21 protein-coding genes are annotated in these 26650 nt (G+C 72.2%); 7 read left to right on the top strand and 14 right to left on the bottom strand.

Features of this window, described 5'->3' with window-relative positions:
- Positions 1-4: 4 nt before the first annotated feature.
- The gene (locus GGE06_RS26220; protein WP_184931984.1) at positions 5-832 is read right to left on the bottom strand and encodes a DUF4118 domain-containing protein; all 828 of its coding nucleotides are present in this window, start codon (positions 830-832) and stop codon (positions 5-7) included.
- Between the two features lie 307 nt (positions 833-1139).
- Here GGE06_RS26220 and GGE06_RS26215 point away from each other — a divergent pair, with 307 nt between their 5' ends.
- Entirely contained in the window at positions 1140-3101 is a 1962-nt protein-coding gene (locus tag GGE06_RS26215; RefSeq protein WP_116158157.1) for an APC family permease, read from the top strand.
- Here GGE06_RS26215 and GGE06_RS26210 read toward each other — a convergent pair whose 3' ends face one another.
- Complete coding sequence (locus GGE06_RS26210) at positions 3102-4505, bottom strand: serine hydrolase domain-containing protein (RefSeq protein ID WP_184931983.1); 1404 nt, start codon at positions 4503-4505, stop codon at positions 3102-3104.
- 112 nt (positions 4506-4617) lie between these two features.
- Here GGE06_RS26210 and GGE06_RS26205 point away from each other — a divergent pair, with 112 nt between their 5' ends.
- Entirely contained in the window at positions 4618-5295 is a 678-nt protein-coding gene (locus tag GGE06_RS26205) for a TetR/AcrR family transcriptional regulator (protein WP_116158159.1), read from the top strand.
- 58 nt (positions 5296-5353) lie between these two features.
- On the opposite strand, the gene GGE06_RS26200 is transcribed toward GGE06_RS26205, so the two are convergent.
- From GGE06_RS26200 to GGE06_RS26190, 3 genes are all read right to left on the bottom strand, one after another.
- A complete protein-coding gene (locus GGE06_RS26200; RefSeq protein ID WP_246532785.1) occupies positions 5354-6037 on the bottom strand; it encodes a Clp protease N-terminal domain-containing protein in 684 nt (227 codons plus the stop codon).
- A gap of 163 nt (positions 6038-6200) precedes the next feature.
- On the bottom strand, positions 6201-8042 hold the full coding sequence (locus tag GGE06_RS26195) for an APC family permease (protein ID WP_184931982.1): 1842 nt from the start codon (positions 8040-8042) through the stop codon (positions 6201-6203).
- A 226-nt stretch (positions 8043-8268) separates the two neighbouring features.
- A complete protein-coding gene (locus tag GGE06_RS26190; protein ID WP_184931981.1) occupies positions 8269-8580 on the bottom strand; it encodes an alkylmercury lyase in 312 nt (103 codons plus the stop codon).
- A 141-nt stretch (positions 8581-8721) separates the two neighbouring features.
- Between GGE06_RS26190 and GGE06_RS26185 the strand changes: the two genes are divergently transcribed.
- A complete protein-coding gene (locus GGE06_RS26185; RefSeq protein ID WP_116158162.1) occupies positions 8722-9333 on the top strand; it encodes a histidine phosphatase family protein in 612 nt (203 codons plus the stop codon).
- A 37-nt stretch (positions 9334-9370) separates the two neighbouring features.
- On the opposite strand, the gene GGE06_RS26180 is transcribed toward GGE06_RS26185, so the two are convergent.
- From GGE06_RS26180 to GGE06_RS26170, 3 genes are all read right to left on the bottom strand, one after another.
- Positions 9371-10075 carry a DUF1345 domain-containing protein gene (locus GGE06_RS26180; protein WP_184931980.1) on the bottom strand — a complete coding sequence of 235 codons (705 nt, stop codon included), beginning with the start codon at positions 10073-10075 and terminating at the stop codon, positions 9371-9373.
- Positions 10072-11418, bottom strand: a complete 1347-nt coding sequence (locus tag GGE06_RS26175; RefSeq protein ID WP_184931979.1) for a diacylglycerol/lipid kinase family protein — start codon at positions 11416-11418, stop codon at positions 10072-10074. Before GGE06_RS26175 ends, GGE06_RS26180 begins: the two co-directional genes overlap by 4 nt.
- Before the next feature lie 125 nt (positions 11419-11543).
- Positions 11544-12284, bottom strand: a complete 741-nt coding sequence (locus tag GGE06_RS26170) for a class I SAM-dependent methyltransferase (protein WP_116158165.1) — start codon at positions 12282-12284, stop codon at positions 11544-11546.
- A gap of 267 nt (positions 12285-12551) precedes the next feature.
- Between GGE06_RS26170 and GGE06_RS26165 the strand changes: the two genes are divergently transcribed.
- The 3 genes from GGE06_RS26165 (at position 12552) to GGE06_RS26155 (ending at position 20764) form a co-directional block, all read left to right on the top strand.
- On the top strand, positions 12552-14273 hold the full coding sequence (locus GGE06_RS26165; RefSeq protein ID WP_184931978.1) for a sigma-70 family RNA polymerase sigma factor: 1722 nt from the start codon (positions 12552-12554) through the stop codon (positions 14271-14273).
- Between the two features lie 193 nt (positions 14274-14466).
- On the top strand, positions 14467-16422 hold the full coding sequence (locus tag GGE06_RS26160; RefSeq protein ID WP_184931977.1) for an APC family permease: 1956 nt from the start codon (positions 14467-14469) through the stop codon (positions 16420-16422).
- 178 nt (positions 16423-16600) lie between these two features.
- Entirely contained in the window at positions 16601-20764 is a 4164-nt protein-coding gene (locus GGE06_RS26155) for a bifunctional nitrate reductase/sulfite reductase flavoprotein subunit alpha (RefSeq protein WP_312883303.1), read from the top strand.
- Between the two features lie 19 nt (positions 20765-20783).
- Here the strand turns inward: GGE06_RS26155 and GGE06_RS26150 are convergent, their stop codons facing one another.
- The 4 genes from GGE06_RS26150 to GGE06_RS26135 form a co-directional block, all read right to left on the bottom strand.
- Positions 20784-21170 carry a VOC family protein gene (locus GGE06_RS26150; RefSeq protein ID WP_116158169.1) on the bottom strand — a complete coding sequence of 129 codons (387 nt, stop codon included), beginning with the start codon at positions 21168-21170 and terminating at the stop codon, positions 20784-20786.
- Positions 21171-21204: 34 nt separating this feature from the next.
- The gene (locus GGE06_RS26145; RefSeq protein ID WP_116165248.1) at positions 21205-22452 is read right to left on the bottom strand and encodes a serine hydrolase domain-containing protein; all 1248 of its coding nucleotides are present in this window, start codon (positions 22450-22452) and stop codon (positions 21205-21207) included.
- A 124-nt stretch (positions 22453-22576) separates the two neighbouring features.
- Positions 22577-22783 carry a cold shock domain-containing protein gene (locus tag GGE06_RS26140; RefSeq protein WP_116158170.1) on the bottom strand — a complete coding sequence of 69 codons (207 nt, stop codon included), beginning with the start codon at positions 22781-22783 and terminating at the stop codon, positions 22577-22579.
- 201 nt (positions 22784-22984) lie between these two features.
- On the bottom strand, positions 22985-23587 hold the full coding sequence (locus tag GGE06_RS26135) for a TetR/AcrR family transcriptional regulator (RefSeq protein WP_116158171.1): 603 nt from the start codon (positions 23585-23587) through the stop codon (positions 22985-22987).
- A 114-nt stretch (positions 23588-23701) separates the two neighbouring features.
- Here GGE06_RS26135 and GGE06_RS26130 point away from each other — a divergent pair, with 114 nt between their 5' ends.
- A complete protein-coding gene (locus tag GGE06_RS26130; RefSeq protein ID WP_116158172.1) occupies positions 23702-24871 on the top strand; it encodes an alkane 1-monooxygenase in 1170 nt (389 codons plus the stop codon).
- Positions 24872-24881: 10 nt separating this feature from the next.
- Here GGE06_RS26130 and GGE06_RS26125 read toward each other — a convergent pair whose 3' ends face one another.
- Both GGE06_RS26125 and GGE06_RS26120 read right to left on the bottom strand, forming a co-directional pair.
- The gene (locus GGE06_RS26125; protein WP_181924460.1) at positions 24882-25934 is read right to left on the bottom strand and encodes a LysR family transcriptional regulator; all 1053 of its coding nucleotides are present in this window, start codon (positions 25932-25934) and stop codon (positions 24882-24884) included.
- A 147-nt stretch (positions 25935-26081) separates the two neighbouring features.
- Complete coding sequence (locus GGE06_RS26120) at positions 26082-26630, bottom strand: carboxymuconolactone decarboxylase family protein (RefSeq protein ID WP_246532783.1); 549 nt, start codon at positions 26628-26630, stop codon at positions 26082-26084.
- Positions 26631-26650 lie beyond the last annotated feature (20 nt).

Here is a 26650-nt window from a genome sequence, read left to right as displayed (position 1 = left end):
GCGTTCACCGCCGCACGGCACCCGGCGCCGGGTCGCCGTCCAGCGCGGCGGCGGCCTGGACCGCCAGGTCGACGGCCACCAGCCGCGCTTCCAGAGGCGGTGGTACGACCCCGGGCGCGGGGGTCAGCACGTAACGGCCCCGGGAGCGCCCGTGGACGACGGCGGGCAGTTCGATCTCCTCGTACGGCCATCCCTGCCGTTCGAGGTCCCAGATCCAGCCGGGCACCGTCACGCTCCCGTCCGGCTCCAGGCGGGCCGGGGCGCCGGTGGAGGCCCCGTGCACGAAGCGGCACGCCTGGAGGTCCAGTACGTCGACCAGTTCCCGTCGCACCCGCTGGACGACCTCGTCGGCGTCGGTGCTGTGCCTGGCCAGGCGCGTGACGCCGTGCAGCCGCTCCAGGTGCGAGGCGTCCGCGAGCGCGGCGCGGCCCAGGGTCCGGCCGCGCGCGGCGAGCTGCGACACGATCAGGCCGACGACGAGGAGCAGGACGGCCGTCTCGACGTCGGCCCGGTCCTGGATGTGGAAGCTCTGGTACGGCTCGGTGTGGAAGAAGTCGAACCACGCGGCGGCCGAGAGGGCCGCGAGCGCCCCGGCGAACCGGTTGCCGAGCGCGGAGACCGCCACGACCACGACGACGAACAGCAGCGCGAGGTTCGTGTGGGTGACGCTCGCACGGAGCGGCAGCAGGACGAGAGCCGCGAGGAACGGTCCGACGAGACCGGCGAGGACCGCGAACGCGTCACGGACCGAGGATGCGTCACGGACCGGGAACGCTTCACGGACCGAGGACGCTTCACGGGCGGAGGACGTCGGGAAGGACGGGAACGTCATGACGCACCTCGCAGAACCTGGCGGCTGGCCCCTGCGTCCAGAGTCCGCCCGGCGCGGCGCCGGGGGTGTCGGACGGAGGGGTCCTTGACGCATCCCTGATGAGACGGATCCCTGACGCATACGGGGATCACGGCCGCCGCCCGGGGCTGCGCAAGCCGCGTGGGTGTGAGGCATCCGACGCCCGCACCGGGGGATCTTGACGCTTCCCTGACGCCTACGGGCGGGTCGACGCGCCCCGGCGTGCTTACGCTGACTCGGCCATCCGTGCGATGGCCGAAACCTTCACCCGAACAGCTCAGGAGCACCCATGGCCACCACGACCGATACGCGCATGCGCAGCGGGCGCTTGCGCGCGTGGATGCTGGAGGGCCTCTCCGACATGGGGAAGGGCAAGCCCTCCCGGCCCAAGGAACCGGAGCCGGACGCCGGGCACAAGGGCCAGCGCTGGTGGCGGGTGATGTGCCTGACCGGCGTCGACTACTTCTCCACCCTCGGCTACCAGCCCGGCATCGCCGCCCTCGCCGCCGGCCTGCTCTCCCCCATCGCCACCATCGTCCTGGTGATCGTCACCCTGGCCGGCGCACTGCCGGTCTACCGGCGGGTGGCGGAGGAGAGCCCGCGCGGTGAAGGCTCGATCGCGATGCTGGCGCGGCTGCTGTCGTTCTGGAAGGGCAAGCTGTTCGTCCTCACCCTCCTCGGCTTCGCGGCGACGGACTTCCTGATCACGATCACCCTGTCGGCGGCGGACGCCTCGACCCACCTGGTGGAGAACCCGCACCTGGAGTCGGCGCTGCACGACAAGCAGGTGATCATCACGCTCGTGCTGATCGCCCTGCTCGGGGCGGTGTTCCTCAAGGGCTTCCTGGAGGCCATCGGCGTCGCCGTCGCCCTGGTCGGGATCTACCTCGCCCTGAACGCGGTGGTCGTGGTGAACGGGCTGTGGCACGTGATCACCGAGGGCCACGTCGTCACCGACTGGACCACCGCGCTGACGGCCCAGCACGGAAACGTTTTTGCCATGATCGGGGTGGCCCTGGTGGTCTTCCCGAAGCTGGCGCTCGGCCTGTCCGGTTTCGAGACCGGTGTGGCGGTCATGCCGCACGTCCAGGGCGACGAGAGCGACACCGAGGAGAAGCCGACCGGCCGTATCCGGGACACGAAGAAGCTCCTCACCACGGCCGCGCTGATCATGAGCGTCTTCCTGATCTGCACCAGCTTCATCACCACGGTGCTGATCCCGGCGAAGGAGTTCGAGTCCGGCGGCAAGGCCAACGGACGCGCGCTGGCCTACCTCGCCCACGAGTACCTGGGCAACACCTTCGGCACCGTCTACGACATCTCGACGATCGCCATCCTCTGGTTCGCGGGTGCCTCCGCCATGGCCGGGCTGCTCAACCTCATGCCCCGCTATCTGCCGAAGTACGGCATGGCACCCCACTGGGCCCGCGCCGTACGCCCCATGGTCATCGTCTTCACCCTGGTCGCCTTCCTCGTCACGTGGATCTTCGACGCGGACGTCGACGCCCAGGGCGGCGCCTACGCCACCGGCGTCCTGGTCCTGATCTCCTCGGCGGCCATCGCCGTGACCATCGCCGCCCGCAAGGCGGGGCAGAAGGGCTGGACCATCGGCTTCGGCGCCATCTCGGTGGTCTTCCTCTACACCACCGTCGTCAACATCATCGAACGTCCCGACGGCGTGAAGATCGGTGCCTGCTTCATCGCCGGCATCATCCTGATCTCGCTCCTGTCCCGCCTCGGCCGCGCCTTCGAACTCCGCGTCACCCACGTCGAACTCGACGAGATGGCCGAGCGCTTCATCCAGGACATCTCCCGCCGCACCCCCCGCTTCATCGCCAACGAGCCCGGCGCCCGCGACGCCGACGAGTACCGGGCCAAGAAGGACCAGATCCGCGCCGACAACGACATCCCCGGCGCCGAGGACTTCGTCTTCGTCGAGGTCACCGTCACCGACCCGTCCGAGTTCGAGTCCGGCCTGACCGTGAAGGGCGAGGTCCTCCACGACCGCTTCCGCGTGCTGACCGTCGAGTCCTCCTCGATCCCCAACGCCCTCGCGGCCCTGCTGCTCCACGCCCGCGACCTCACCGGGGTCCGCCCGCACATCTACTTCGAGTGGACCGAGGGCAACCCCTTCGCCAACTTCTTCCGCTTCTTCCTCCTCGGCCGCGGCGAGGTCGCCCCCACCACCCGCGAGATCCTCCGCGAGGCCGAACCCGACCGCGACCTCCGCCCCCGCGTCCACGTCGGCTGACTAGGCACCGGCCCGGGCGAAGAGGCGGCCGCCCAGGTCGACCCCGGTGACGCGTCCGTCGGCGTCGCGGGTGAAGAAGCCGCGCTGGCCCGCGAGGGTGCCCTCGGTGAGGACGTACTCGTCGCCGTCGCCGGGCAGGAAGCCCATGGCGGCGGGGGCGATGTCCGGCGGCATGTCCGCGTCCGAGGCCTGGCGGAGCTCCGGCTTGATCTCCACGGCGAGCGTGAGCCGCGCACCGTCGGTGGCGATGTCGAGGTTCATGGCGTCGATCTCGTAGCGCCCGACGACCTCGCGGGCCTTGGACTCGTCGTACGGCACGGGCTCGGGGTCCTTCTCGACCAGGCCGAGGAAGTGCTCGAAGGCGGCCCGGACGACGGCCTGGTTGAAGAGGTAGCCCTCCTCGCTGTTGGCGAGGGACACGACGGCGAAGTCGTGCTCGGGCGCGAGGTGCAGCTCGGCGTACTGCCCGTTGCCGGATCCGCCGTGGCCGATGGTGCGGACGCCGTCGACGGGGCGGCGGAACCAGCAGATGCCGAAGCCGTCGCCCATCGTGCTGCCGCGCAGCTTCGCCGTCTCGTCGCGCATGGCGTGCAGGGTGTCGGTGCGCAGCAGGCCGTCGCCGTCGCCCAGGTGGAAGCGGGCCCAGGCGAGGAGGTCGGCCGTGGTGGAGGCGATGCCGCCGCCGGGGTTGTCGCCGCGGGTGCCTGCGCGGAAGGCCTTCCAGGGGCGAGCCGCCTTCAGCTCGCCGTCCTCTCCGTGGACGTGGCCCAGGGCGAACGGCCGGACCATGACGTCGTCCACGTCGAAGACGGTGTCCGTGAGGCCGAGCGGCTCCAGGACGAGGGCGGTCACGGCCTGCTCGAAGCTCCGGCCGGTGACGTTCTCGACGATCCGCCCGGCCATGTTGTAGCCGGCCTGGCTGTACGAGGCGCGGGCGCCGGGTCGGGCGATCAGTGGGAGCCGGTCCAGCTTGGCGACGAACGCGGCGAGGGAGCCGTCCTCGTCCTCCGGGTCGATGAGGTTCCAGTCCAGGCCCGCGGTGTGGTTGAGCAGGTTGAGGACGGTGATCCGCTCGGCGGCCTCCTCGTCGGCGAGGACGAGCTCGGGGACGTAGCGCCGGACCGGGGCGTCGAGCTCGACCCGGCCCTGCTCGACCAGGCGGAGCAGGGCGGTCGCGGTGAAGGTCTTGGAGATCGACGCCAGGTGGAAGACGGTGTGCTCGTCGACCGGGCGCGGGTGGGCGAGGCTGGTGACCCCGTGGTTCACGAGGGTCGTCCGGCCGTCGGCCAGGATTCCGACGGACGCGCCGGGCACGCCGTGCTCCGCGACGAGGGCCGCGACGATCGCCGCGAAGTCGTTCTCGTCGTTCTGCTCGTGCTGCTCGTGCTGCTCGTGCTGCTGCATGACGGAGCTCCCCTGGGACTCGGTTCGGACCGGCTTCTTGAACTAAGTGCAAGAGCACTGTAGGCCCGCAACTTCACTAAGTTCAAGTACTAAGTTCAAGTAGGGTGCGGGCATGGCCAGGAACACCCTCACCCCCGACCAGATCGTCCGCGCCGCGATCGAGCTCCTCGACGACGAAGGGCTCGACGGACTCAACATGCGCAGCCTGGGCGCGCGGCTCGGCACCGCCGCCACCGCCGTCTACTGGCACATCAAGACCAAGGACGAGCTGGTGCGGCTGGCCGGCGACGCGGTCTGGAGCGAGGTCGAGCTGCCCGACCTCGACGCGATGGGCTGGCGGGCGGCGGCGGCCGCCATGGCCGGGAGCATGCACGCGATGCTCACCCGGCATCCGTGGCTCGGCCAGGCCTTCGGCAGCCACCTGCTCTACGGCCCCGGCAAGTCACGGCACGACGACCACAGCCTCGCCCTCTACGAGAAGGCCGGCTTCTCCCCCGCCGACGCCGACCGGGCGGCCGCCACCGTCTTCGTCCACGTGCTCGGCAGCGCGCTCGGCGGCGCGGCCCAGGTCTCGCTGACCCGGCGCCTGGGCAAGAGCGGGGACCCGGAGAAGGAGCTCGCCGCCGCCATGGCGGCGGCCGCCGAGGTCGCCATGGCCTTCCCCAGGCTCCGCGAACGCCTGGACGACGCCGCCGCGACCGGGTACAGCGCGGCCCCCGACCGCACCTTCGAGTTCGGCCTGGACGCGATCCTCGACGGCTTCGGGGCACAGCTGGCGAAGACGGCCTGACAGGGCATCCCCTGCTCCCGCACGGCGGGGAGCAGGGGATGCCGGGACCGTGAAAGGTTCAGGCGCCGTCGGGTGTCGGGCCGAGGGCGGCCGGGTCGAAGCCGGCCTCGGTCAGGACGTCGGCGGCGACTCCGCGGCCGATCTCGGCGAGGCCGATCAGCAGGTCGTCGCAGCGGATGTGGTCGGAGCCGTTCCGCCGGGACCGCGCCTCCGCGATGTCGATGGCCCTGCGGGAGTAGGGAGTCCAGGCGATCCGTTCGGCCGCCTGGGACGCTCCCATGCACAGCCGGCTTCCGACGGATCGGTGGACGGTGTCCGGTGAGACGCCGGCGGCCCGCAGGAGGCGGGGGGCGCTGTTGTCCTCCGCGGTCAGGCCCCAGAGCAGGTGCTCGGTGCCGATGTAGTTGTTGCTGTGGCGCACCGCCGCCTGCTTGACGTGGATCATCGCCCGGCGGAGGTCATCGGTCATGGCCTCGGGGCTGTAGCGCTTGTGCGGGGCGCGGAAACGTTGCTGGACCGCTTGCCGGGTCACGCCCAGGGCAGTGCCGATGTCGGTCCACGAGTTGCCGTGCATCCGGCAGTGTTCGACGTAGTCCTCGACCAAGTCGTCTGCCAGTTCCTGGAGTTGGCCGGCGAGTTGGGCGGCGACGGTGAGCAGGGCGAGCCGGTCGGGCTGTTCCTGTCCGCCGGGGCGGTGTGCGGTGTCGCACTTCCGGTCGACTTCCGCGATGAGATCGTCCAAGTCCGGGAGAGCCGTCAGGCAAGTACGCCTTGACACTTCGAAACCGTCAAGACGTACTTGCCTGTCTCGTTCGTGTCCGCGAAACGACCGGGTCAGGTGACGGGCCGGCCCAGAGGCATGGCAGGAGACGCCGAGAGAGAGCGCTCGATCTGCCGGACAGGCCTCAGCGGGCCCCGAGCCGGAACCTCAGCCGGCAGATCACGGCGTCCGTGTCCCGGCGTACGGCGTGGGCGACGACCGCGCCCCGCTGGTTCTGCAGCAGCCGCTGCCACAGGTGTTCCGGCTCCGCCTCCGGTACGAGCACGGTGACCCGGGTGTCCGGCTCGGTCTCGCGCAGTGCGCGGACGTACGCGGTGATCGGCCGGCCGAGGGAGCGCCGCTCGGAGGGGAGCCGGACCAGAGGCACACCGGGGTTCCAGAGCGCCCAGTCCCGCTCCAGTGCCTCGGTCTGGGCCCGGTCCTCCGGGTCCGGGTGGCAGACGGTGACCGCGCGGACCTCGTCGCCGAGGGAGACGGCGGCGGTGAGGGCCTCGCTGGTGAGCCGGGTGAGCGAGGAGACCGGGACCAGGACGAGCGAGCGCTCGCGGTGCGGGGCCTCGGGGATCCGGCCGATGCCCAGGCGCTCGTCCAGCCTGCCGTACGCCCGGTGGACGGCTTCGAAGGCCAGGACGAGGACGGGCAGGGCGATCACGATCAGCCAGGCGCCGTCGTGGAACTTGGCAGCGGTGACGACGACCGCGGACACCCCCGTGAGCAGCGCGCCCAGGCCGTTGAGCAGGGCCTTGCCCCACTGCCGGCGTGCCCGCCAGTGCAGGACCATGCCGGTCTGGGCGAGGGTGAAGCCGATGAAGACGCCGATCGCGAAGAGCGGGACGAGGGTGTTGGTGTCGCCGCCGGAGAAGACGAGCAGGGCGGCGGAGACGACGGCGAGCCACACCACTCCGTGCCGGTGCACCTGCCGGTCGGCCTTGAGGCCGAAGACGTGCGGGACGTAGTTGTCACGGGCCAGCAGCTTCAGCAGGACGGGCAGGCCGCCGAACGAGGTGTTCGCCGACAGGGCGAGCAGCACCATGGTCGCGAACTGGACGACGTAGAAAGCGGCGTTGTGGCCGAGGGAGGCGTCGGCGAGCTGGGCGAGGACGGTGACGCCCTCGACCGGCTGGAGGCCGAAGCGGGAGATCAGTACCGACAGGCCGATCAGCATCACACCGAGCAGTGCGCCGAGCGCGACCTCCGCGCGCATCGCCCGCCGGGCGGCGGGGGCGCGGAACGACGGCACGGCGTTGGCGATGGCCTCGACGCCGGTGAGCGCCGAGCAGCCGGACGCGAACGCCTTCAGCAGGAGCAGGGCGCCGACGGTGGTGGCGTTGTCCGCCAGGACCGAGGCGTGCCCGGCCGAGGCCTCGGTCGAGACCGGGGCGTCGCGGAAGAGGCCGGCCACGATCAGGGCCAGGATCGCGCCGACGAACACGGCGGTGGGGACGATGAAGGCGCGGGCCGAGTCGACGATGCCGCGCAGGTTGACGGCCGTGACGAGGACGAGGACGGCGAGGCAGATCCACAGCCGGTCGTCGTAGAGGCCGGGGAAGGCGGAGGTGAGGGCGGCGACGCCGGCCGTGACGGCGACGGCCACGTTGAGCACGTAGTCCAGGACGAGGGAGCCGGCCGCCACGAGGCTGGTGCGGCGGCCGAGGTGCGTCCTGGCGACGGCGTAGGAGCCGCCGCCGTCCGGGAAGGCGGCGATGACCTGCCGGTACGAGGCGACGAGCACCGCGAGCAGACCGGCGATGGCGAGCGTGACCGGCAGCGTGAAGCCGAGGCCGTGACCGCCGGCGGCGGCCAGGACGAGGACGATCGCCTCGGGGCCGTACGCCACGGAGGCCATCGCGTCGAGCGACAGCGCGGCGAGACCGGTGACGGCGGTCAGCTTGTGCCGCGCGCCGGTATCGGGAGGCTCTTCGGCGCCGGGAAGGGCGTCCTTCTCGGCGGTCGGGGCGGTCGTCATGCGGGCGGACTCCTTCGGACTCAGGTCCGCTCAGCGTGCGCCCCGGCCGGAACGGCCTCCGCCGTTCCTGGCGGGATCTTTGCGCCCGTACGCCCACTCTTCACGCGTTCCTGACGCGCGGGGACGTCGTGCCGGCCCTTCTCGAAGCCGACTTCCCCGAGGGGGCGGCGTGCCGGGTAGGAGGACGATCCGCGCCGCGCCCGACGCGCGCTTCCATGCGGGCGCCTCAGGCCAGGAGCCTCCGCAGGTCGACGACCGCCGGGGCGCCGTCGACCGTGCCGTCGGCGTGGCGGTAGATCCGGCAGGACAGGCTCGGTACGGAGCCGGGCGGGGCGAACGGGTCGGTGCCGTCGAGGAGGAGCGTGGGCGAGCCGGTCATCCCTTGCCGGACGGCCTCGTCCTCGTCCGCCACCTCGATCCACTCGACGGGCACCGTCCGCCCCCGGAGCGCTGCGGTGATCCGCTCGCGGACCAGTCGGGCGTTCGGGCAGTCGGGCACGGTCAGCACCGTGATGCGGGTCGTCCCGGAGCTGCTCATGACGTCCTCCCTCGTTCCATGGACCCACCTCGACCGCGCGCGGGCAAGCGGGCGCGGTGCCGCGGGAGACGGGCGTGCGTGGGCCAGTATGTCGTCCTCGGGAAGCTGCCGAGGAAGCCGGAGAGGAAGGAGCGGTGAGTCATGGGTGACCTCCTCCTGATCCGTCACGGGGAGACGGAGTGGAGTGCCGCCGGGCGGCACACCGGACGGACCGATCTGCCGCTCACCCCGGACGGTGAGGCGGAGGCGCGTTCGCTCGCGCCGTACTTCTCCGGCCGGTCGTTCGCCTTCGTGCTCACCAGTCCGCTGCGGCGGGCCCGGAGGACGGCCGAGCTGGCCGGGCTGCGGGGCGCGGAGGCCGACGAGGACCTGTGCGAGTGGGACTACGGCGGGTACGAGGGGCTGACCACCGCCCGCATCCAGGAGGACCGGCCGGACTGGTCGCTGTGGCGCGACGGCGTGCCTCCGCATCCCGACGGGCGCCCGGGCGAGTCCGCCGGGGACGTGGGGCGGCGGGCCGACCGGGTCCTGGCCCGCGTCGCGCCCGTCCTCGCGGGCTCCGACTCCGGGCGGGACGGCGTGGTGGTGGCGCACGCGCATCTGCTGCGGGTCCTCACCGCCCGCTACCTGGGGCTGCCTGCGGCCGACGGGCGGCTGTTCCTCCTGACGACGGCGACGGTCGGACGCCTTTCGACGGAGCACGGGCTGCCGGTGGTCGCGGGCTGGAACCAGCGGCCGTTCCCCGCCTCCTGATCCTCGGGCCCTTCCCCTCCTCTTGAGCTCCGGGCCGTCAGATGCTGTCCAGGGCGGAGACCAGGCTCGCGACCGTGACGGTGTTGAACACGAACGCGATGCACGCGTTGACCGCCACGGTCCGGCGCATCTCCCGGGACGTCACGTTGACGTCGGTCGTGCCGAAGGTCGTCATGACCGAGAGGGCGAAGTACACGTAGTCGGCCCAGGCCGGGTTCTCCTCGTCGGGGAACTCCAGTGCCCGCTGGTCCTCCACGAGGTTGTCGGCCTGGAAGGCGACCGCGAAGGACACGGCCACGCAGATCCAGGCGAGGGCGACCAGGACGAGCGCCACCACGGCCCGGCCGACCGGTTCGAGCGTGGTGCCGATGTGCCCGGGCCGCCACACCACGGCCACCCCGAGCGCGGCGGCCGAGATGAGGATCGACACCCCCGGCCCGGGCGCCGTGCCGTACACGTACCGCTGGAGCACCGTGCCCCGCGACTCGCGGTCGGCCCAGGCGCGGACCCGTTCCGGGGACGCGGTGGAGAAGGCGACCACGGTGAGCACGAGGTACGGCAAGAGGTAGGTGAGCAGCAGCAGTACGCAGACGTCCGCCCCGGAGACGCCGGCCCCGCTGCTGTCGAGGACGAGGAGGAGCGCCGCCGTTCCCACGGCGACGAGCCCGCTGACCGACCCCCGGCGGCGCTCGGAGAGCCAGCGGTTCCGGCGGTGCCGGGAGGCCGGTTCGGGTTCCGTCACGGAGAGGACCCGGCGGGCCGCTCCGTGCGGCCGAACGCGAGGTCGAAGATCCGGCGCCACCGCACGGCCGGCACCGGTGCGGGGACGCCCGGGCGGTCGCGGGGGACGAGGACGCGCAGGGCGCCGGGGCGCAGCGTGCACACGACCGGCGTCGGCATCCGCAGCGCCTCGCCGTCGACCGCCACGGGGATCTCCTCCATGTCGGAGTCCACCTCGACGCGGTGTGCGGTCAGGACGGTGAGGCCCGTGGACTGTGAGCCCCGTACGGCCAGGTCGGCGGCCTGGGCCGCGTCCTCCACCTTGATCCCGAGCACCCCCAGCTCGCCGTCGTCGAGGCTGGGCCGGCGGCCGGCTCCGCTGAGTTCGTCGGGCGAGACGTACGGGTTGTTGCTGACGAGCAGGGCCTGCTGGGACGAGAGCGTGGTGTCGTCGACCCGTGCGTCGAGCCGTCGCACGCCCTCGCCGAGCAGCAGGTCCGGCATGACGGTGAGGATCGTGCCCGCCTTGTCGTCGCGGTACTCGGGGCGCTGGACGACGTCGGCGTACACCCCGAAGGAGACGGTGTTGACGAAGGGCCGGCCGGCGACGTCGCCGAGGTCGATGCGGAGCTCCTCGCCGTCGGTCAGCGCGTCGAGGCAGCGGGACGGGTCGGTGCGGTCGAGGCCGAGGTCCATGGCGAAGTGGTTGCGGGTGCCGGCCGACACGACCAGGAACGGCAGGTCGTGCTCGGCGGCGACGGCCGCGACCAGGGCCTGGGTGCCGTCGCCGCCCGCGACGCCGAGCAGGTCCGCGCCCTCGGCCACCGCCCCGCGGGCCAGTGCGGCGACGTCGGCGTGGACGGACGGGTCGAGCAGGATCACCCGGGCGCCGAGCGCCTCCGCCCGCTCGACCAGTCCGAAGCGGCCGACCTTCCCGCCCCCGGACTTCGGGTTCATGATCAGGACCGGTCGCCTCGGCGGGGGCGCCGCGACCGCCGCCCGTTTCGACCGCTCCGGGCGCGATCTGCGCAGCGCCTGCCGCGCGCAGGCCAGGGCCGCGGCCCAGCACAGGACCAGGAACAGCGCGAGCAGCCACACTCCCTCGTACGCGAAGAGGACGAAGACGCCGACGGGTGCGGCGACCGCGAGAAGCGCCCCGAAGAGGCGCGTCACCCCGCGGTGGGCGACGAACCACCAGATGCCGGCGGCGCAGAGGACGAGGCCCAGGAATCCTGCCACGACCACGACCAGGCCGCCGTCCCCCACCGCGAGGAGGAGTACGACCAGTGAACCGACGGCCGCGAGCAGGGCCAGTCGGGCCAGCAGCCGCGCGGCCGGGCTCCCTGCGGGGCCTGACCCTTCCATGCCGTCCTCTCCCCTGCCTCGTCCGGGGTACCAGCCTGACCCCTCCCGGCGCCGGAGGCATCCGGACACGGCCGTTCGGGCTCCCCGGGGCACGCGCGCGCGTGCCCCGGGGAGCCGGCCGGTCGTCAGGCGCGGCAGCGCAGGAGCTCGAAGGGCGGGTTGGCGAGGCAGTCCGCCCAGAAGTCCGCGCCGTACTCGCGGACGCCGGCCTCGGACACCTCGAGCGGCACCCAGGTCAGCTCGCTGAAACCGGCCGCCCGCAGGGACCCCTCGTAGACCTCGCGGCGCGGACAGGCGCCCACGAACGAGACCGGCGGGTCGAGCAGCGCCGTGATCCGGACGCGCGGCCCGGTCTCGATCTCCTCGCCGGTCGCCTCGCAGAGGAAGCCGTACTTCTCCAGGGACGGCCCGTCGAAGCGGTAGTCGGGCTTCTGGGCGAGCACGAAGAACTCGCCCCCGGGCTTCAGGCCGCGGTGCACGTTGCGGCACATCCGCTCCATGGCCGCGACGTCCGGGGCGTAGTTGAGCAGCTGGACGCCCAGCGCGAGGTCGAAGGGCTCGTCGAGCTCGCGCAGCTCGACCACGTCGCCCACCTCGTAGCGCACGCCCAGCGGCTCACTCTCCTCGAACGCCCGCGCGGCGGCGACCATCTCGCCGGAGATGTCGATGCCGAGCACCTCGGAGGCCCCGCGCCGCTTGAGCTCCCTGCTGTAGAAGCCGGTGCCGGAGGCGAGGTCGAGCACCGACCTGCCCCGTACGTCACCGACCATGGCCAGGAAGCTGGGCACCTCCCCGTACTTCGTCAGCGGCAGGGACTTGAACCCCTCGAACGCCTCACCGATCTCGTCGTACAGCTGCACGCTCATCGCGCTGCCCTCCCCGTGCTCGGTCGTGCTCCTGATGATCAGTCGCGCCTCGGCAGTCTTGCCGGACGGCCGCGGTACTCCGTACTGGCAGATCCCACGAAGTCCGGGACCCCGCGCTGGCCTCCCGTACGGGAGGGCGTACGGTTCCGTCCGGCCGACGAGGATTCCGGATCTCCTCCGCCGATTCCTGTTATCGGGCCCGCTCCCGGTGATCTCCCCTCGTGTTGGCCGTCGACGACAGCGGGAACAGGCAGGGTGATTCGAGGCATGGGCGCACAGCACGGTACGGAACTGGTCAGGGCGGCACAGAGCGGGGATCCGCGGGCGCAGGACCGGCTCATCGCGCTCCACCTGCCGCTGGTCTACAACATCGTGGGCCGGGCGATGAACGGGCACCACGACGTCGACGACGTCGTGCAGGAGACGATGCTGCGGGCGCTCGCCGGACTCGGCGACCTGCGGTCCCCGGACAGTTTCCGGTCCTGGCTGGTCGCCATCACCATGAACGGCGTGCGCGCCCACTGGCACCGGCAGCAGCAGGCGGGCTTCCCCGCGGGCGGTCTCGAGGACGCCCGCGAGATCCCGCAGCCGGGGTCCGATTTCGTCGAGCTGGCCGTGGTCCGGCTCAACCTGTCCGGCCAGCGGCGCGAGACCGCCGAGGCGACCCGCTGGCTGGAGCCGGACGACCGGGACCTGCTGTCCCTGTGGTGGCTGGAATGCGCCGGCGAGCTGAGCCGGCACGAGGTGGCGGCCGCGCTTCAGCTGTCCCCGCAGCACACCGCGGTGCGGGTCCAGCGGATGAAGGAACGGCTGGAGACCGCGCGGGTCGTCGTGCGGGCGCTGTCGCAGAACCCGGCCTGCGAGACGCTGCGGTACGAGACCGGCACCTGGGACGGCCACCCGTCCGCCCTGTGGCGCAAGCGCATCGCCCGGCACGCGCGCGCGTGCGCGTACTGCGCCGGGATGTGGAGCGGGCTCGTACCGGCGGAGGGCCTGCTCGCCGGACTCCTCCTGGTGCCCCCGGCCGCGCTGCTCCTCGCCCATGTCCGCGAGCGGGCGGGCTTCGGGACGACCGGGGCCGAGACGGCCGGTTTCGAGACAGCGGCGGCCACGACCACGAGCGCTCCGCTCACCTCACCCCGCCCCAGGGAGGGAGCCGGGTCCGGGTCCGGGCCGGGGGGAGCGTCCGCCGGCCGTGGCGCCCGGAGCACCCGCGCCACCCGCCGTCGGCGCCGGCAGCAGCGGGGCCGCAGGCGCGCCGTCGTCGCCGCGGGCATAGCCGTGGTGACGGTCGCCGGCGGCGCGTTCCTGCTGACCACCGGCCCCGAGGGGGGCACGGGGACCAGGGACACGACCCTCGCCACGACGACCGACACCGGCCTGCCCACCCCGCAGGAGACCACCACGGCCCCGGTGGCGACCTCCTCCTCGGCCACCCCTCCGCCGTCGCCGTCCAAGACCCCCCGCAAGACCCCCAAACCGTCGCGCCCCACGCCGACCGCCACCCGCACCTCGCCGCCGGCACCGCCCCGCCCGACGCGTACGACCGCGTCCGCGACCGCACCCGCGCCCCGGCCCACCAGCACGAGCAGCGGCTCCGGCTCCGGTTCCGGTTCCACCGCGCAGCAGGTGATCAGCCTGGTGAACTCGGAGCGCGCCAAGGCGGGCTGCGGGCCGCTGACCGAGAACTCCCTGCTCACCAAGGCCGCCCAGGGCCACTCCGACGACATGGCCGCGCGGAACTTCTTCGACCACACCAACCCCGACGGCGACGGGCCCGGCGAGCGGATCACGGCCGCCGGGTACGCGTGGTCGTCGTACGGCGAGAACATCGCGAAGGGCCAGACCACCGCGGCGCAGGTGATGGAGTCGTGGATGAACAGCCCCGGCCACCGGGCGAACATCCTGAACTGCGGTTTCAAGGAGATCGGCATCGGGATCCACACCTCCGGCGGCCCCTACTGGACGCAGGCCTTCGGCAGCCGCTGAGGCCGGCGGGCATCAGGCGTTCCGTACGAGGACGGCGTCCGAGAGGGGGATCTTGCCGCCTCCGTGACACGTGACCCGGGGATCCGGGGCATATGTGCTGTTCAGGCTTGCGCGGCCGTCCATCCGGCGGCCGGGAGCCGACAGCCGGGTCGACCGGCCGCGTCGACACCCGCCCACACCTCAGGGACATCCGATGGCCGCCACGAACGACGCCCGCTCCGGACGCTTGCGCGCGTGGATGCTGGAGGGCCTCTCCGACATGGGGAAGGGCAAGCCCTCCCGGCCCAAGGAACCGGAGCCGGACGCCGGACACAAGGGCCAGCGCTGGTGGCGGGTGATGTGCCTGACCGGCGTCGACTACTTCTCCACCCTCGGCTACCAGCCCGGCATCGCCGCCCTCGCCGCGGGGCTCGTCTCCCCCATCGCGACCATCGTCCTGGTGATCGTGACGCTGGCCGGCGCGCTGCCGGTCTACCGGCGCGTGTCGGAGGAGAGCCCGCACGGCGAGGGATCGATCGCGATGCTCTCCCGGCTGCTGTCGTTCTGGAAGGGCAAGCTGTTCGTCCTCACCCTCCTCGGCTTCGCCGCGACCGACTTCCTCATCACCATCACCCTGTCGGCCGCCGACGCCTCCACCCACCTCGTCGAGAACCCCCATCTCGACGAGGCGCTGCACGACAAGCAGATGATCATCACGCTCGTGCTGATCGCCCTGCTCGGCGCGGTGTTCCTCAAGGGCTTCCTGGAGGCCATCGGCGTCGCCGTCGTCCTCGTCGGGATCTACCTCGCCCTGAACGCGGTCGTCGTGGTCACCGGCCTGTGGCACGTCATCACCGAGGGCCACGTGGTCACCGACTGGACCACCGCCCTGACCGCCGAACACGGCAACGTCTTCGCCGTGGTCGGAGTCGCCCTGCTCGTCTTCCCGAAGCTCGCGCTGGGGCTCTCCGGCTTCGAGACCGGCGTCGCCGTCATGCCGCACGTCCAGGGCGATCCGGACGACACGGAGGCCGAGCCCACGGGCCGCATCCGGGGCACGAAGAAGCTCCTCACCACGGCCGCGCTGATCATGAGCGTCTTCCTGATCTGCACCAGCTTCATCACGACCGTGCTGATCCCGGCGAAGGAGTTCGAGCCCGGCGGCAGCGCCAACGGACGCGCGCTGGCCTACCTCGCCCACGAGTACCTGGGCAACACCTTCGGCACCGTCTACGACATCTCGACGATCGCCATCCTCTGGTTCGCGGGTGCCTCCGCCATGGCCGGGCTGCTCAACCTCATGCCCCGCTATCTGCCGAAGTACGGCATGGCACCCCACTGGGCCCGCGCCGTACGCCCCATGGTCATCGTCTTCACCCTGGTCGCCTTCCTGGTGACCTGGATCTTCGACGCCAGTGTCGACGCCCAGGGCGGCGCGTACGCCACCGGCGTCCTGGTCCTGATCTCCTCGGCGGCCATCGCCGTGACCATCGCCGCCCGCAAGGCCCGCCAGAAGAACTGGACCATCGGCTTCGGCGCCATCTCCCTGGTCTTCCTCTACACCACCGTCGTCAACATCATCGAACGCCCCGACGGCGTGAAGATCGGTGCCTGCTTCATCGCCGGCATCATCCTCATCTCCCTCCTCTCCCGCCTCGGCCGCGCCTTCGAACTCCGCGTCACCCACATCGAGCTCGACGCCATGGCCGAGCGCTTCATCCAGGACATCTCCCGCCGCACCCCCCGCTTCATCGCCAACGAACCGGACAAGCGGGACATCGTCGAGTACCGCGACAAGATCGAGCAGATCCGCGCCGACAACGATCTGCCGACCACGGAGGACTTCGTCTTCATCGAGGTCACCGTCACCGACCCGTCCGAGTTCGAGGCGGGCCTGACCGTGCGCGGCGAGGTCCTGCACGAGCGCTACCGCGTCCTCACGGTCGAGTCGTCCTCCGTCCCCAACGCGCTGGCCGCCCTCCTGCTCCACGCCCGCGACCTCACCGGGGTCCGCCCGCACATCTACTTCGAGTGGACCGAGGGCAACCCCTTCGCCAACTTCTTCCGCTTCTTCCTCCTCGGCCGCGGCGAGGTCGCCCCCACCACCCGCGAGATCCTCCGCGAGGCCGAACCCGACCGCGACCTCCGCCCCCGCGTCCACGTCGGCTGAGCCGCCGCGCGATCTCACACCCGGCCGGGCCGGTGCGTGCGGCGGGTGTAACGCCGGGGGCCTCCGAGGTGTGACGGACCGAAATTCGATCTTCCTACGGTGCTGTTCACGGGCCTGTTCCGCCGCGGCGGACCGGGCCCGGCTCTGGACGGTACGCGCACCGTGAGGTGGGATTTCGGTGGGACCTGACTCGAACGCGGACGTGGGCGACGGCAGCGTCCGCACCGTCTGCTCCTACTGCGGGGTCGGCTGCGGGATCGTCCTGGACGTACGCCGTGACCCCGCCACCGGCCGCCGCCTCGCGGTGAAGGCGACCGGGGACCGGGCACACCCCGCCAACGCGGGCCGCCTCTGCACCAAGGGGGCGACCAGCGCGGACATGCTGGCCGCGCCCGGGCGGGCCGAGAAGGCACTCGTACGGCCCGAGCGGGGCGCGCAGCCGGTCGAGACGGACGTGGACGAGGCGATCGCGTCGGTCGCCGCCCGGCTGAAGCGGGTCGTGGACGAGCACGGTCCCGACGCGCTGGCCTTCTACGTGTCGGGGCAGATGTCCCTGGAGGCGCAGTACCTGGCGAACAAGCTGGCCAAGGGCTTCGTCCGCACCAGCAGGATCGAGTCGAACTCCCGGCTCTGCATGGCCTCCGCCGGGTCCGGCTACAAGCTGTCGCTGGGCGCGGACGGCCCTCCCGGCTCGTACCAGGACTTCGACCACGCGGACGTGTTCCTCGTGGTCGGCTCCAACATGGCGGACTGCCACCCGATCCTGTTCCTGCGGATGATGGAGCGGGTCAAGGCCGGCGCCAAATTGATCGTCGTCGACCCGCGCCGCAGCGCCACCGCCGACAAGGCGGACCTCCACCTGCCGCTCAGACCCGGCACCGACCTGGCGCTCCTCAACGGCCTGCTGCACCTGCTCGTCGAGAACGGTCACACCGACGAGGAGTTCATCGCCGAGTTCACCGAGGGCTGGGAGCAGCTGCCCGGGCTCCTCGCCGACCATCCACCGCATCGTGTCGCGGAGATCACCGGGCTCGCCGAGGCCGACATCCGGGAGGCCGCCCGGTGGATCGGCGAGGCCGGTGCCTGGACGAGCTGCTGGACCATGGGGCTGAACCAGTCCACGCACGGCACCTGGAACACCAACGCCCTGGTGAACCTGCACCTCGCCACCGGCGCCATCTGCCGCCCCGGGGCGGGCCCCTTCTCGCTGACCGGCCAGCCCAACGCCATGGGCGGGCGCGAGATGGGCTACATGGGGCCCGGTCTGCCCGGGCAGCGGTCGGTCCTCGTCGACGAGGAGCGGGCGTTCGTGGAGCGGCTGTGGGACATGCCGGAGGGCTCGCTGCGCACGGAGGCGGGAAGCGGCACCGTCGAGATGTTCGAGCGGATGGCCGCGGGCGAGATCAAGGCCTGCTGGATCATCTGCACCAACCCGGTCGCCTCCGTCGCCAACCGGAAGACGGTCATCGCCGGCCTGGAGGCCGCCGAACTCGTCGTCGCCCAGGACGTGTTCACCGAGACGGAGACCAACGCGTACGCCGACGTCCTCCTCCCGGCGACACTGTGGGCGGAGTCCGACGGCGTCCTGGTCAACTCCGAGCGGAACCTCACCCTCGTCCAGGGGGTCGTCGACCCGCCGGGGCAGGCGCTGCCCGACTGGGAGCTGATCGCCCGGGTCGCCCGCGCCATGGGGTTCGCCGACGCCTTCGCGTACTCCTCCGCCGAGGAGGTCTTCGAGGAGCTCAAGCAGGCGTGGAACCCCGCGACCGGCTGGGACCTGCGGGGCGTCTCGTACGAACGGCTGCGCGCCGCGCCGGTCCAGTGGCCGGCCCCCGCGGCCGGAGGACCCGACCGCAACCCGATCCGGTACCTCAACGACGGCGTCAGCCAGACCCTCCTGGAGCGCGCCGACGGCACCCGTCCGCGCCTCGCCTTCCCGACCCCGGGCGGCCGCGCCCGCTTCTTCGCCCGCCCGCACCTGCCGGCCGCCGAACTGCCGGACGACGACTACCCGTTCGTCCTCAACACCGGTCGCCTTCCGCACCAGTGGCACACCATGACGAGGACCGGCAAGGTCCCGAAGCTGGCCAGGCTCCACCCGGGCCCGTTCGTCGAGATCCACCCCGGGGACGCGGAGGGCCTCGGGATCGCGGAGGGCGACCACGTGGAGATCGCGTCCCGTCGCGGGCGCGCCGTCCTGCCCGCCGTCGTCACCGACCGGGTCCTGCCCGGGAACTGCTTCGCCCCCTTCCACTGGAACGACCTGTTCGGCGAGTACGTCAGCATCAACGCCGTCACCCACGACGCCGTCGACCCCGTCTCCTTCCAGCCCGGGTTCAAGGCCTGCGCCGTCACCCTGACCAGGACGACCGCGCCGACGACGGCGGATGTGCCCGAGGCCGCGGACCCCGTCCCCGCGGTCGCGGAGCCCGTCCCCGCGCTCGCCGCGCTGTTCGGGATCGACGACCTCGCCCCCGTGGCGCTCGCCGGACCGGAGCGCCGCTACCTCGCCGGTTTCCTCTCGGGGCTCGCCCTCGCGCCGGCCGACGGGCGCGTGCCCGTGCTGCCGCCCGACGCGCCGTTCGCCCCGGAACCCGCCTCCTGGGTCAACGGCGTGCTCGCCGGCATGTTCTCCCGTACGACGACCGCGCCCGTGGCGGCCTCCCCCGGAGAACCGGAGGCACCCGCCCGCCGCCTGCTGATCCTCTGGGCCTCGCAGACGGGCACCGCCGAGGAGTTCGCCGCCACCGCCGCCGCGCGCCTGACGGCGGCCGGCCGGCTCCCCGAGCTGCTGTCCATGCCGGACATCGCCCCGGCCCGGCTCGGCCCCGGCACCGATCTCCTCGTCGTCACCAGCACGTTCGGCGACGGGGACGCCCCCGACAACGGCGCCGGGTTCTGGGAGGCGCTGTCCGCCCCGGACGCCGCGCCCCTAGAGGGCGTCCGGTACGCCGTGCTCGCCTTCGGCGACACCGCTTACGACGACTTCTGCGGGCACGGCCGACGCGTCGACGAACGGCTCGCCGCGCTCGGCGGGACCCGCCTGGTCCCTCGTACCGACTGCGAACCCGACTTCGAGGAGGCCGCCGAGAGGTGGCTCGGCCAGGTCGTCACGGCCCTGGACGCGACCGGGGAACGGCAGGCCGCCACCACCGCCACCACGAGCACGAGCACGAGCACAACCACGGCCACGCCCACGCCCACGCCCACGCCCACGCCCACGCCCACCAAGGCCTCCCCCTTCGCCACCCTCCTCGTCGGCAACAGGCTGCTGAGCCTGCCCGGTTCGCAGAAGGAGGTACGGGAGTTCGCCTTCGACACCCGGAACGGCGAGCTCGCCTACGAGGCCGGTGACGCGCTCGGCGTGTGGCCGGTCAACGGCGCCGGGCTCGTCGCCGAGTGGCTGGCCCTCACCGGCCTCGACCCCGCCGGGCCCGTGGACCTCGGGGACGGGACTCCGCTGCCCTTCGAGGAGGCGCTGCGCACCCGCCTGGACATCTCCCGCATCAGCTCCGAGCTGCTGCGGTTCCTGGCTGCGCGCACCGGCAGCCAGGAGCTGAAGCGGCTCCTCCGCCCGGACAACAAGGAGGCGCTGGCGAAGTGGAGTTGGGGCCGGCAGGCCGCCGACGTCGCCGCCGCGTTCCCCGTCCGGGCCCCGGCCGCGGAGTGGGCGGACGCGCTCGGGCGCCTACGGCCCCGGCTGTACTCGATCTCGTCCAGCCCCCTCGCGCACCCCGGCGAGGTGCGGCTCACCGTCTCCGTGGTCCGCTACACGAACGACCTCGGCCGGGACCGCAGGGGCGTGTGCTCGACGTATCTGGCGGACTGCGCCGACGACGGCCCGGTGCAGGTCTTCGTGCGGCGCTCGCCCGGCTTCCGGCCGCCCGCCGACCCGTCGACGCCCATGGTCATGGTCGGTCCCGGCACGGGCGTGGCCCCGTTCGTCGGTTTCCTCCAGGACCGTCTCGCCCGCGGCCACACCGCCCCCAACTGGCTGTTCTTCGGCGAGCAGCGCGAGGCCACGGACTTCTACCACCGGCGGGAGTTGGAGGCGTACCTGGAGTCGGGGCACCTCGACCGCCTCGACCTGGCCTTCTCGCGGGACCAGCGGAACAAGGTGTACGTCCAGGACCGGATGCGGGAGAACGGCGCCCGGCTGTGGCAGTGGCTCCGGGACGGCGCCCACTTCTACGTGTGCGGCGACGCGGAGCGCATGGCCAAGGACGTCGACCGGGCGCTGCGGGAGGTCGTCGCCGCCCATGGGGGCATGGACGACGACGAGGCCGCCGCCTACGTGAGACGGCTCGCCGCGGACAAGCGCTACGTCCGGGACGTGTACTGAGGTCCTCCGAAGGGTCCGGTCAGGGGAGCTGGACGATCTGGATGAGGTTGCCGCAGGTGTCGTCGAGGACCGCGATGACGACCGGGCCCGCCTCCGTCGGCGCCTGGGCGAAGCGGACGCCGAGGGCGCTCAGCCGCTCGTACTCCGCGCGGACGTCGTCGACGGCGAAGGAGGTGGCCGGGACGCCGTCGTGGAGCAGGGCCTTCGCGTACGTCTTCGCCGCCGGGTGCGCGTCGGGCTCCAGGAGCAGTTCGGTGCCGTCGGGGGTCTCCGGGGAGACGACCGTCAGCCAGCGGTAGTCGCCGAGGGGGACATCCGTCTTCTTCACGAAGCCCAGCTTCTCGGTGTAGAAGCGGAGGGCCTTGTCCTGGTCGTCGACGAAGACGCTGGTGACGTGGATCCTCATGGCGATTCCTCCTGTGATGGGGACGGATGCGGGGTCAGGTGATCGCGAGCGGGTCGTTCGGGGCGAGCGCGGCCGCGATGCGCTCGGCGACCACCTCGGCCATGTTGCCGTCGGGGGTGGTCGGGGTCTTCGTCGCGGAGACCGCGATGGCGAGCCCCTTGGACGGGAGGTACGCCTGGATCGCCGCGTACCCGGAGAACGACGGGTTCTGCAGCACCCACCCGTTGACGACGATGACGCCGAGGCCGAAGTGCTTGGCCTCGGTCTGCTTCAGGCAGATCGAGGCGGGGCACCTGGCGGTCCCGCCGCCGAGGCCGACCGTCCCCGGGTTCAGCAGCGTGCGGTACGAGCGGTACGAGAGGAGTTCGCCGCTGCCGATGGCCCGCGCGGACGTCGCCAGGTCGCAGATGTGGGTGGTGATGACGGCGCCGGGCGCGGTGGTCCACGACGGGTTCCAGAAGGTGGACTCCTCGTAGAGGCCGCGTTCCGAGGTGAAGGCGTGCAGGACCGGGCTCGGGATGTCGGGGGTGAAGTTGTTCCGGGTGTCGCGCATGCGGAGGGGGCCGGTGACCCGCTCCTTCACCAGCCGGTCGATCCGGGTGCCGGTGATCTTCTCCAGCGCGGCGACGAGGAGGACGTAGTTGGCGTGGGAGTAGCTCCAGCTGGTGCCCGGCTCGTACCAGAAGGAGTGCTTGAGGGGGTAGGCGACGAGCTGCGCCGGGGTCCACTGGCGGAAGGGGTGTGCCTCCAGCTCGGCGAGGAAGGCCGGGTCGGTGACGTAGTCGTGGAGGCCGGTGGTGTTGGAGGCCAGCATCCTCAGCGTGATCCTGTCCGCCTTGGGCAGGTCGGGCAGCCACTGCTCCACGGTGTCGTCGAGGCCGACCCTGCCCTCCTCGACGAGCTGGAGGAGGGCCGTGGCGATGTGGGAGAAGGCCACGGAGCCGGCCCGGAAGTGCATGTCCGGCTCGGCGGGGACGCCGGTCATGGACTCGCCGAGGGCGTCGGTGACGACCTCGCGTCCGTCGACGGTGACCCGCAGCTCGACGGACTTGAGCTTGAGGTCGCTCTTGGCCTTGCGGGTGATGTCCAGGATCCGGCGGGCTTTGCCGTCGAGGGGCCGCTCGGTCCGCACGCAGTCGCTCTTGCCGTGTCCGCCGGGACCGCCGGGGCTCTCGGGGCGCGAGGCGAGTGCCGGGGCGGCGGCGGTCTGGACGGCGAGGGCGAGGAGTGCGGCGCAGAGGAGGGCCCGGCGGGACCGGGTCCGAGTGGGGGTGTGTCTCATGTTCCGCACTATGTCGGGAGCAAGGTGCGGATACGGTCGAACACTCCACGGTCGGGACGAGAGGCATCCATGTGGGGCAGGGCCGGCCCACGGCCTCCGTCCGCACGCCGAGGCCCGGCCGGGGTCAGAGGCGGATCTCCTTCGCCTCGAAGCGGCCGTCGCCGAGGACGAGGACGAAGGAGATCTGCTGCCCCTCGGAGACGGTCCGCTCGGCGCTCTCGATGTCGTCGGCGCTGAAGTACACCTGTTCCTCGGAGCCCACGGGAACGACGAAGCCGTACCCGCCGAGACGGTTGAAGGACTGTACGAACCCGTTGCTTCTGCCTTCCACTGCGGCCTCCTCGTCGTGTCCGGGCCTCAGGGGAGATGTACCCCGTCCGCCCGGCCCCCGCCACCGCGTGTACGGATCCCCCCGACGATCTCGTACAATGTTCAACAGAGGCCTGCTGTCGGAGATCCCCCGTGTCCGCCAGCAGGCCTCGCCCCTTTCCCGAAGCCCATGCCCTGAGGCCCACGCCCCGAGGCGCGCGCCTCAGGCGCGGCCGTCGCCGCCCGGGTAGGCGATCCGCGCCGTGATCCGGGCGATGCGCCGCGCCGACTCCTCCGGCGGGGCGACCGGCTGGACGATGTGGCTGACGGTGAGCCGCACGATCGTCTCGACGGCGAGTCCACGGGACTCCTCGTCGACGTCGGGCCAGGCGTCGATCGCGTACGCGTCCAGCATCGCCATCGCCGTGCCGAAGACCGGCTCCGGGCGGGTCGTGAGGTAGGCGAGCAGATCGTCCTCGCCGCCGCGCGCCGCGAGCAGGACGCTCTTGATGAGGGGGTTGTCCACGGCCTGCTGGAGCGTGTAGCCGACGCCGGCCGCGGCCGCCGCCTCCAACTCGCCCCGATGGGAGTCGAGTTCGCGCTGGATACCGACCAGGAAGCCCTCCAGCTCGCGCTGGATCAGGGCCTGGCCGATGGCCTCCTTGGAGCCGAACTCGTTGTAGAGCGTCTGGCGGCTGATGCCGGCGGCCCGCGCGATGCCGGCCATGCGCAGGACGCCCCAGCCGTCGGCGGCGACGAGCCGGTAGGCGGCGTCGAGCACCTGCTCGCGCAGGAGGGACCGAACACTCTCGCGGAAACGTGTCATCGTGCCCCCACTTTATCCACCGGACACTGTCCAGAGCATTGACGCTCCACAGTCGGTCCGTCTATGAACTGGACAGTAGGCATGTGAAGTGTCCAACACTCTGAGGAGCCGGTCTTGGCCCTGCACAGCGACTCCCCCGAAGCCCCCGCCGCCTGGCGCGACCCCAAGCGCTGGCTCTGGCTGTTCGGCCTGCTCATCCCGGCCTTCCCCTTCCTCTCCTGGGGACTGGTGGCCGCCACGGGGCTCCGCGTCTTCTGGTGGACCGGGGTCCTCGTCCTGTACGTGATCTTCCCGGTCGTCGACCACCTCATCGGCAAGGACTCCGCCAACCCCCCGGACAGCGCGATCGCCCACCTGGAGCAGGACCGCTACTACCGCTGGTGCACCTATCTCTACCTCCCCCTCCAGTACGCCGGGCTCGTCCTCGGCTGCTGGCTGATCACCCGGGGCGACCTCTCGTTCGTCGACCGGATCGGGCTGACCTTCACCCTCGGCGGGGTCGCCGGCATCGCCATCAACACCGCCCACGAGCTGGGCCACAAGACGGAGGCCCTGGAGCGCAGGCTCTCCCGGATCGCGCTCGCCCAGACCTGGTACGGCCACTTCTACGTCGAGCACAACCACGGCCACCACATCCGCGTCGCCACCCCGGAGGACCCGGCGAGCGCCCGGCTCGGCGAGAGCTTCTGGCGCTTCCTGCCCCGGACCGTCCTCGGCAGCCTCACCTCGGCCTGGCGCCTGGAGAAGCGCCGGCTCGCCCGCCGCGACCGGTCCGTGTGGAGCCTCCGCAACAGGGTGCTCGGCTCCTGGGCGCTGTCGTTCGCCCTCTTCACGGGACTCGCGCTCGCCTTCGGTCCCGGGGTCCTGCCGTACCTGGCGGTCCAGGCGGTCTTCGGCTTCTGCCTGCTCGAGGTCATCAACTACACCGAGCACTACGGCCTCAAGCGGGAACTCACGGCGGGCGGACGGTACGAGCGCTGCGCCCCGCGCCACAGCTGGAACAGCGACAACGTCGCCTCGAACGTCTTCCTGTACCACCTCCAGCGGCACAGCGACCACCACGCCCACCCCACCCGCCGCTACCAGTCGCTGCGCCACTTCGACGAGGCCCCCGAGATGCCGACGGGGTACGCGGGGATGATCGTCCTCGCGTACGTCCCCCCGCTGTGGCGCCGGGTCATGGACCACCGGGTCCTCGCCCACTACGACGGCGACGTGACCCGCGCGAACCTCCAGCCGTCCCGCCGGGCCCGGCTGCTCGCCCGGTACGGGACGACGTCCTGACCGTGCCGGGTCAGGGTCCCGAGGCGACGCTCGGGTCCGGACCGAGGCCGGCGGTCCCGCCACCGAGGGCATCGCCCCCGAGCACACCGCCGTCGAGGACCTCTCCGGGGAGGACGTCACCGGGGAGGACGTCGTCCCTCAGGCCGGCGCCGCCGAGGGCGACGGCCTGACGGAGGGTCTCCGTCAGGTTCTGCCGGTCGGCGGCGGGCCGGGTGTCGTGGCGGCCCAGGATCAGGGAGGCGTTCCAGCGCATCCGGGGCACGCCGTGCAGGGGGCGCAGCCCGCCGGCCTCCTCGTGGTCGGCGGCGAGGGCCGAGGGGAGCATCGCGCAGCCGAGGCCCGACTGGGCGGCGGCGCGGACGCCCGCCATGGAGCCGAGCTCGTGGATCTCGGGCGGGCTGTCGCAGCGGAGCCGGAGGAACTCGGGCAGCCAGCGCTGGGAGGGGCAGTCGGGGTCGGCGACGGCGACCTGCCGGGGGCCGCCGGGGCGCCGCCCGGCCCCGGTGACGGGGACGAACTCCACGTCCTGCAGCCGGATCTCGGTGAGCTCGTCGGAGCGGTCGCTGTACGACTGGTCGGCGAACAGCTCGGCCGGATCGTCGGCGTCGAGGACGGTGAGGACGAGCGCGCCGTCGATCGTGCCGGCCCGGAAGGCGTCGTGGACCTCGGCCGTCCCCATGACGCGCAGGGCGAGCTGGACTCCGGAGAGCAGCCGCCGCCCGACGTGGGTGACCCGGGCGAGCTGCTGCCCGTACGCGAGGGCGGGGACGATGCCGATGGTGAGGCGCGGCGGGTTGGCCGCGGGCCGGCGCAGGGCGGTCTCCATCTCGCCGACGAGGGTGAGGATCTGGCGGGCGTAGTCGCGCAGGACCGATCCCGCGTGGGTGAGCCGGACGCCGCTGGGGAGCCGCTCGAAGACGGGTTCGCCCACCTGCCGTTCCAGGGCACGCATCTGTGCCGTGACGCTGGACTGCGAGTACCCGAGGCGGCGCGCCGCCTGGGTGAACGAGCCGGTGAGCGTCACCTCTCTGAAGGTCCGCAGGGTTCTTGCGTCGATGTCCACGTGAATTCCCCCCTGCCGCGCGGGCGGCAGTGTCCTCGCACGGGGTGGTTGGTCGTCCACCCGTTTCGATCGCCCCGGTCGGCCGGAAAGCCGCAGGGGTGCCGGTCGCGTCCTCGCGCCCGGCACCCCTGCTCGGCCGCAAGGACTCTACTCGGCGAGCTGGGCCGGGACCAACGGAAAGTCCAAGTCCGGCTGCGCGACGTGGTTGAAGAAGTTCGACAGCACGTTGAGCGCGACGTGGCCGACGACCTCCGCGATCTCGGCGTCGGTCACGCCGGCGGCGCGGGCGTCGGCGAGGGCCTCGTCGGTGACGCGGCCGCCGGTCTCCATGACGGCGCCGGTGAACCGGAGGACCTGGTCCATGTGCGGGTCGCCGGCGTCGCCGCCGCGGCGGGTGTCGAGCAGCTGCTGCTCGCTCAGGCCGACCTTGCCGCCGCGCAGGGTGTGCGCGGAGACGCAGTACGTGCAGTCGTTGCGCTGCGCGATGTAGAGCGCGAGCTGCTCACGCTGCCGGGCGCTGAAGCTGCCGCCGACGAGGGCTTCGCGCATGGCGAGGTAACCGCGGAGCGCGGCGGGCCCGTTGGCGAGGGAGGCGTACAGGTTGGGCAGCTTGCCGAGCTGCTTGAGGGTGCCTTCGAGCAGCTCGCGCTGCTCCTCGTTCGCGGTCTCGACGGTCAGCTGGGGCAGACGGGGCATCGCGCTCTCCTTGGTCGTGA

Origin of the sequence: Streptomyces nymphaeiformis, from assembly GCF_014203895.1 — a bacterium.
GTDB classification, from domain to species: domain Bacteria; phylum Actinomycetota; class Actinomycetes; order Streptomycetales; family Streptomycetaceae; genus Streptomyces; species Streptomyces nymphaeiformis.
Note: the sequence above shows the minus strand (reverse complement) of the source record. Positions and strands in the feature narration are given on the sequence as shown.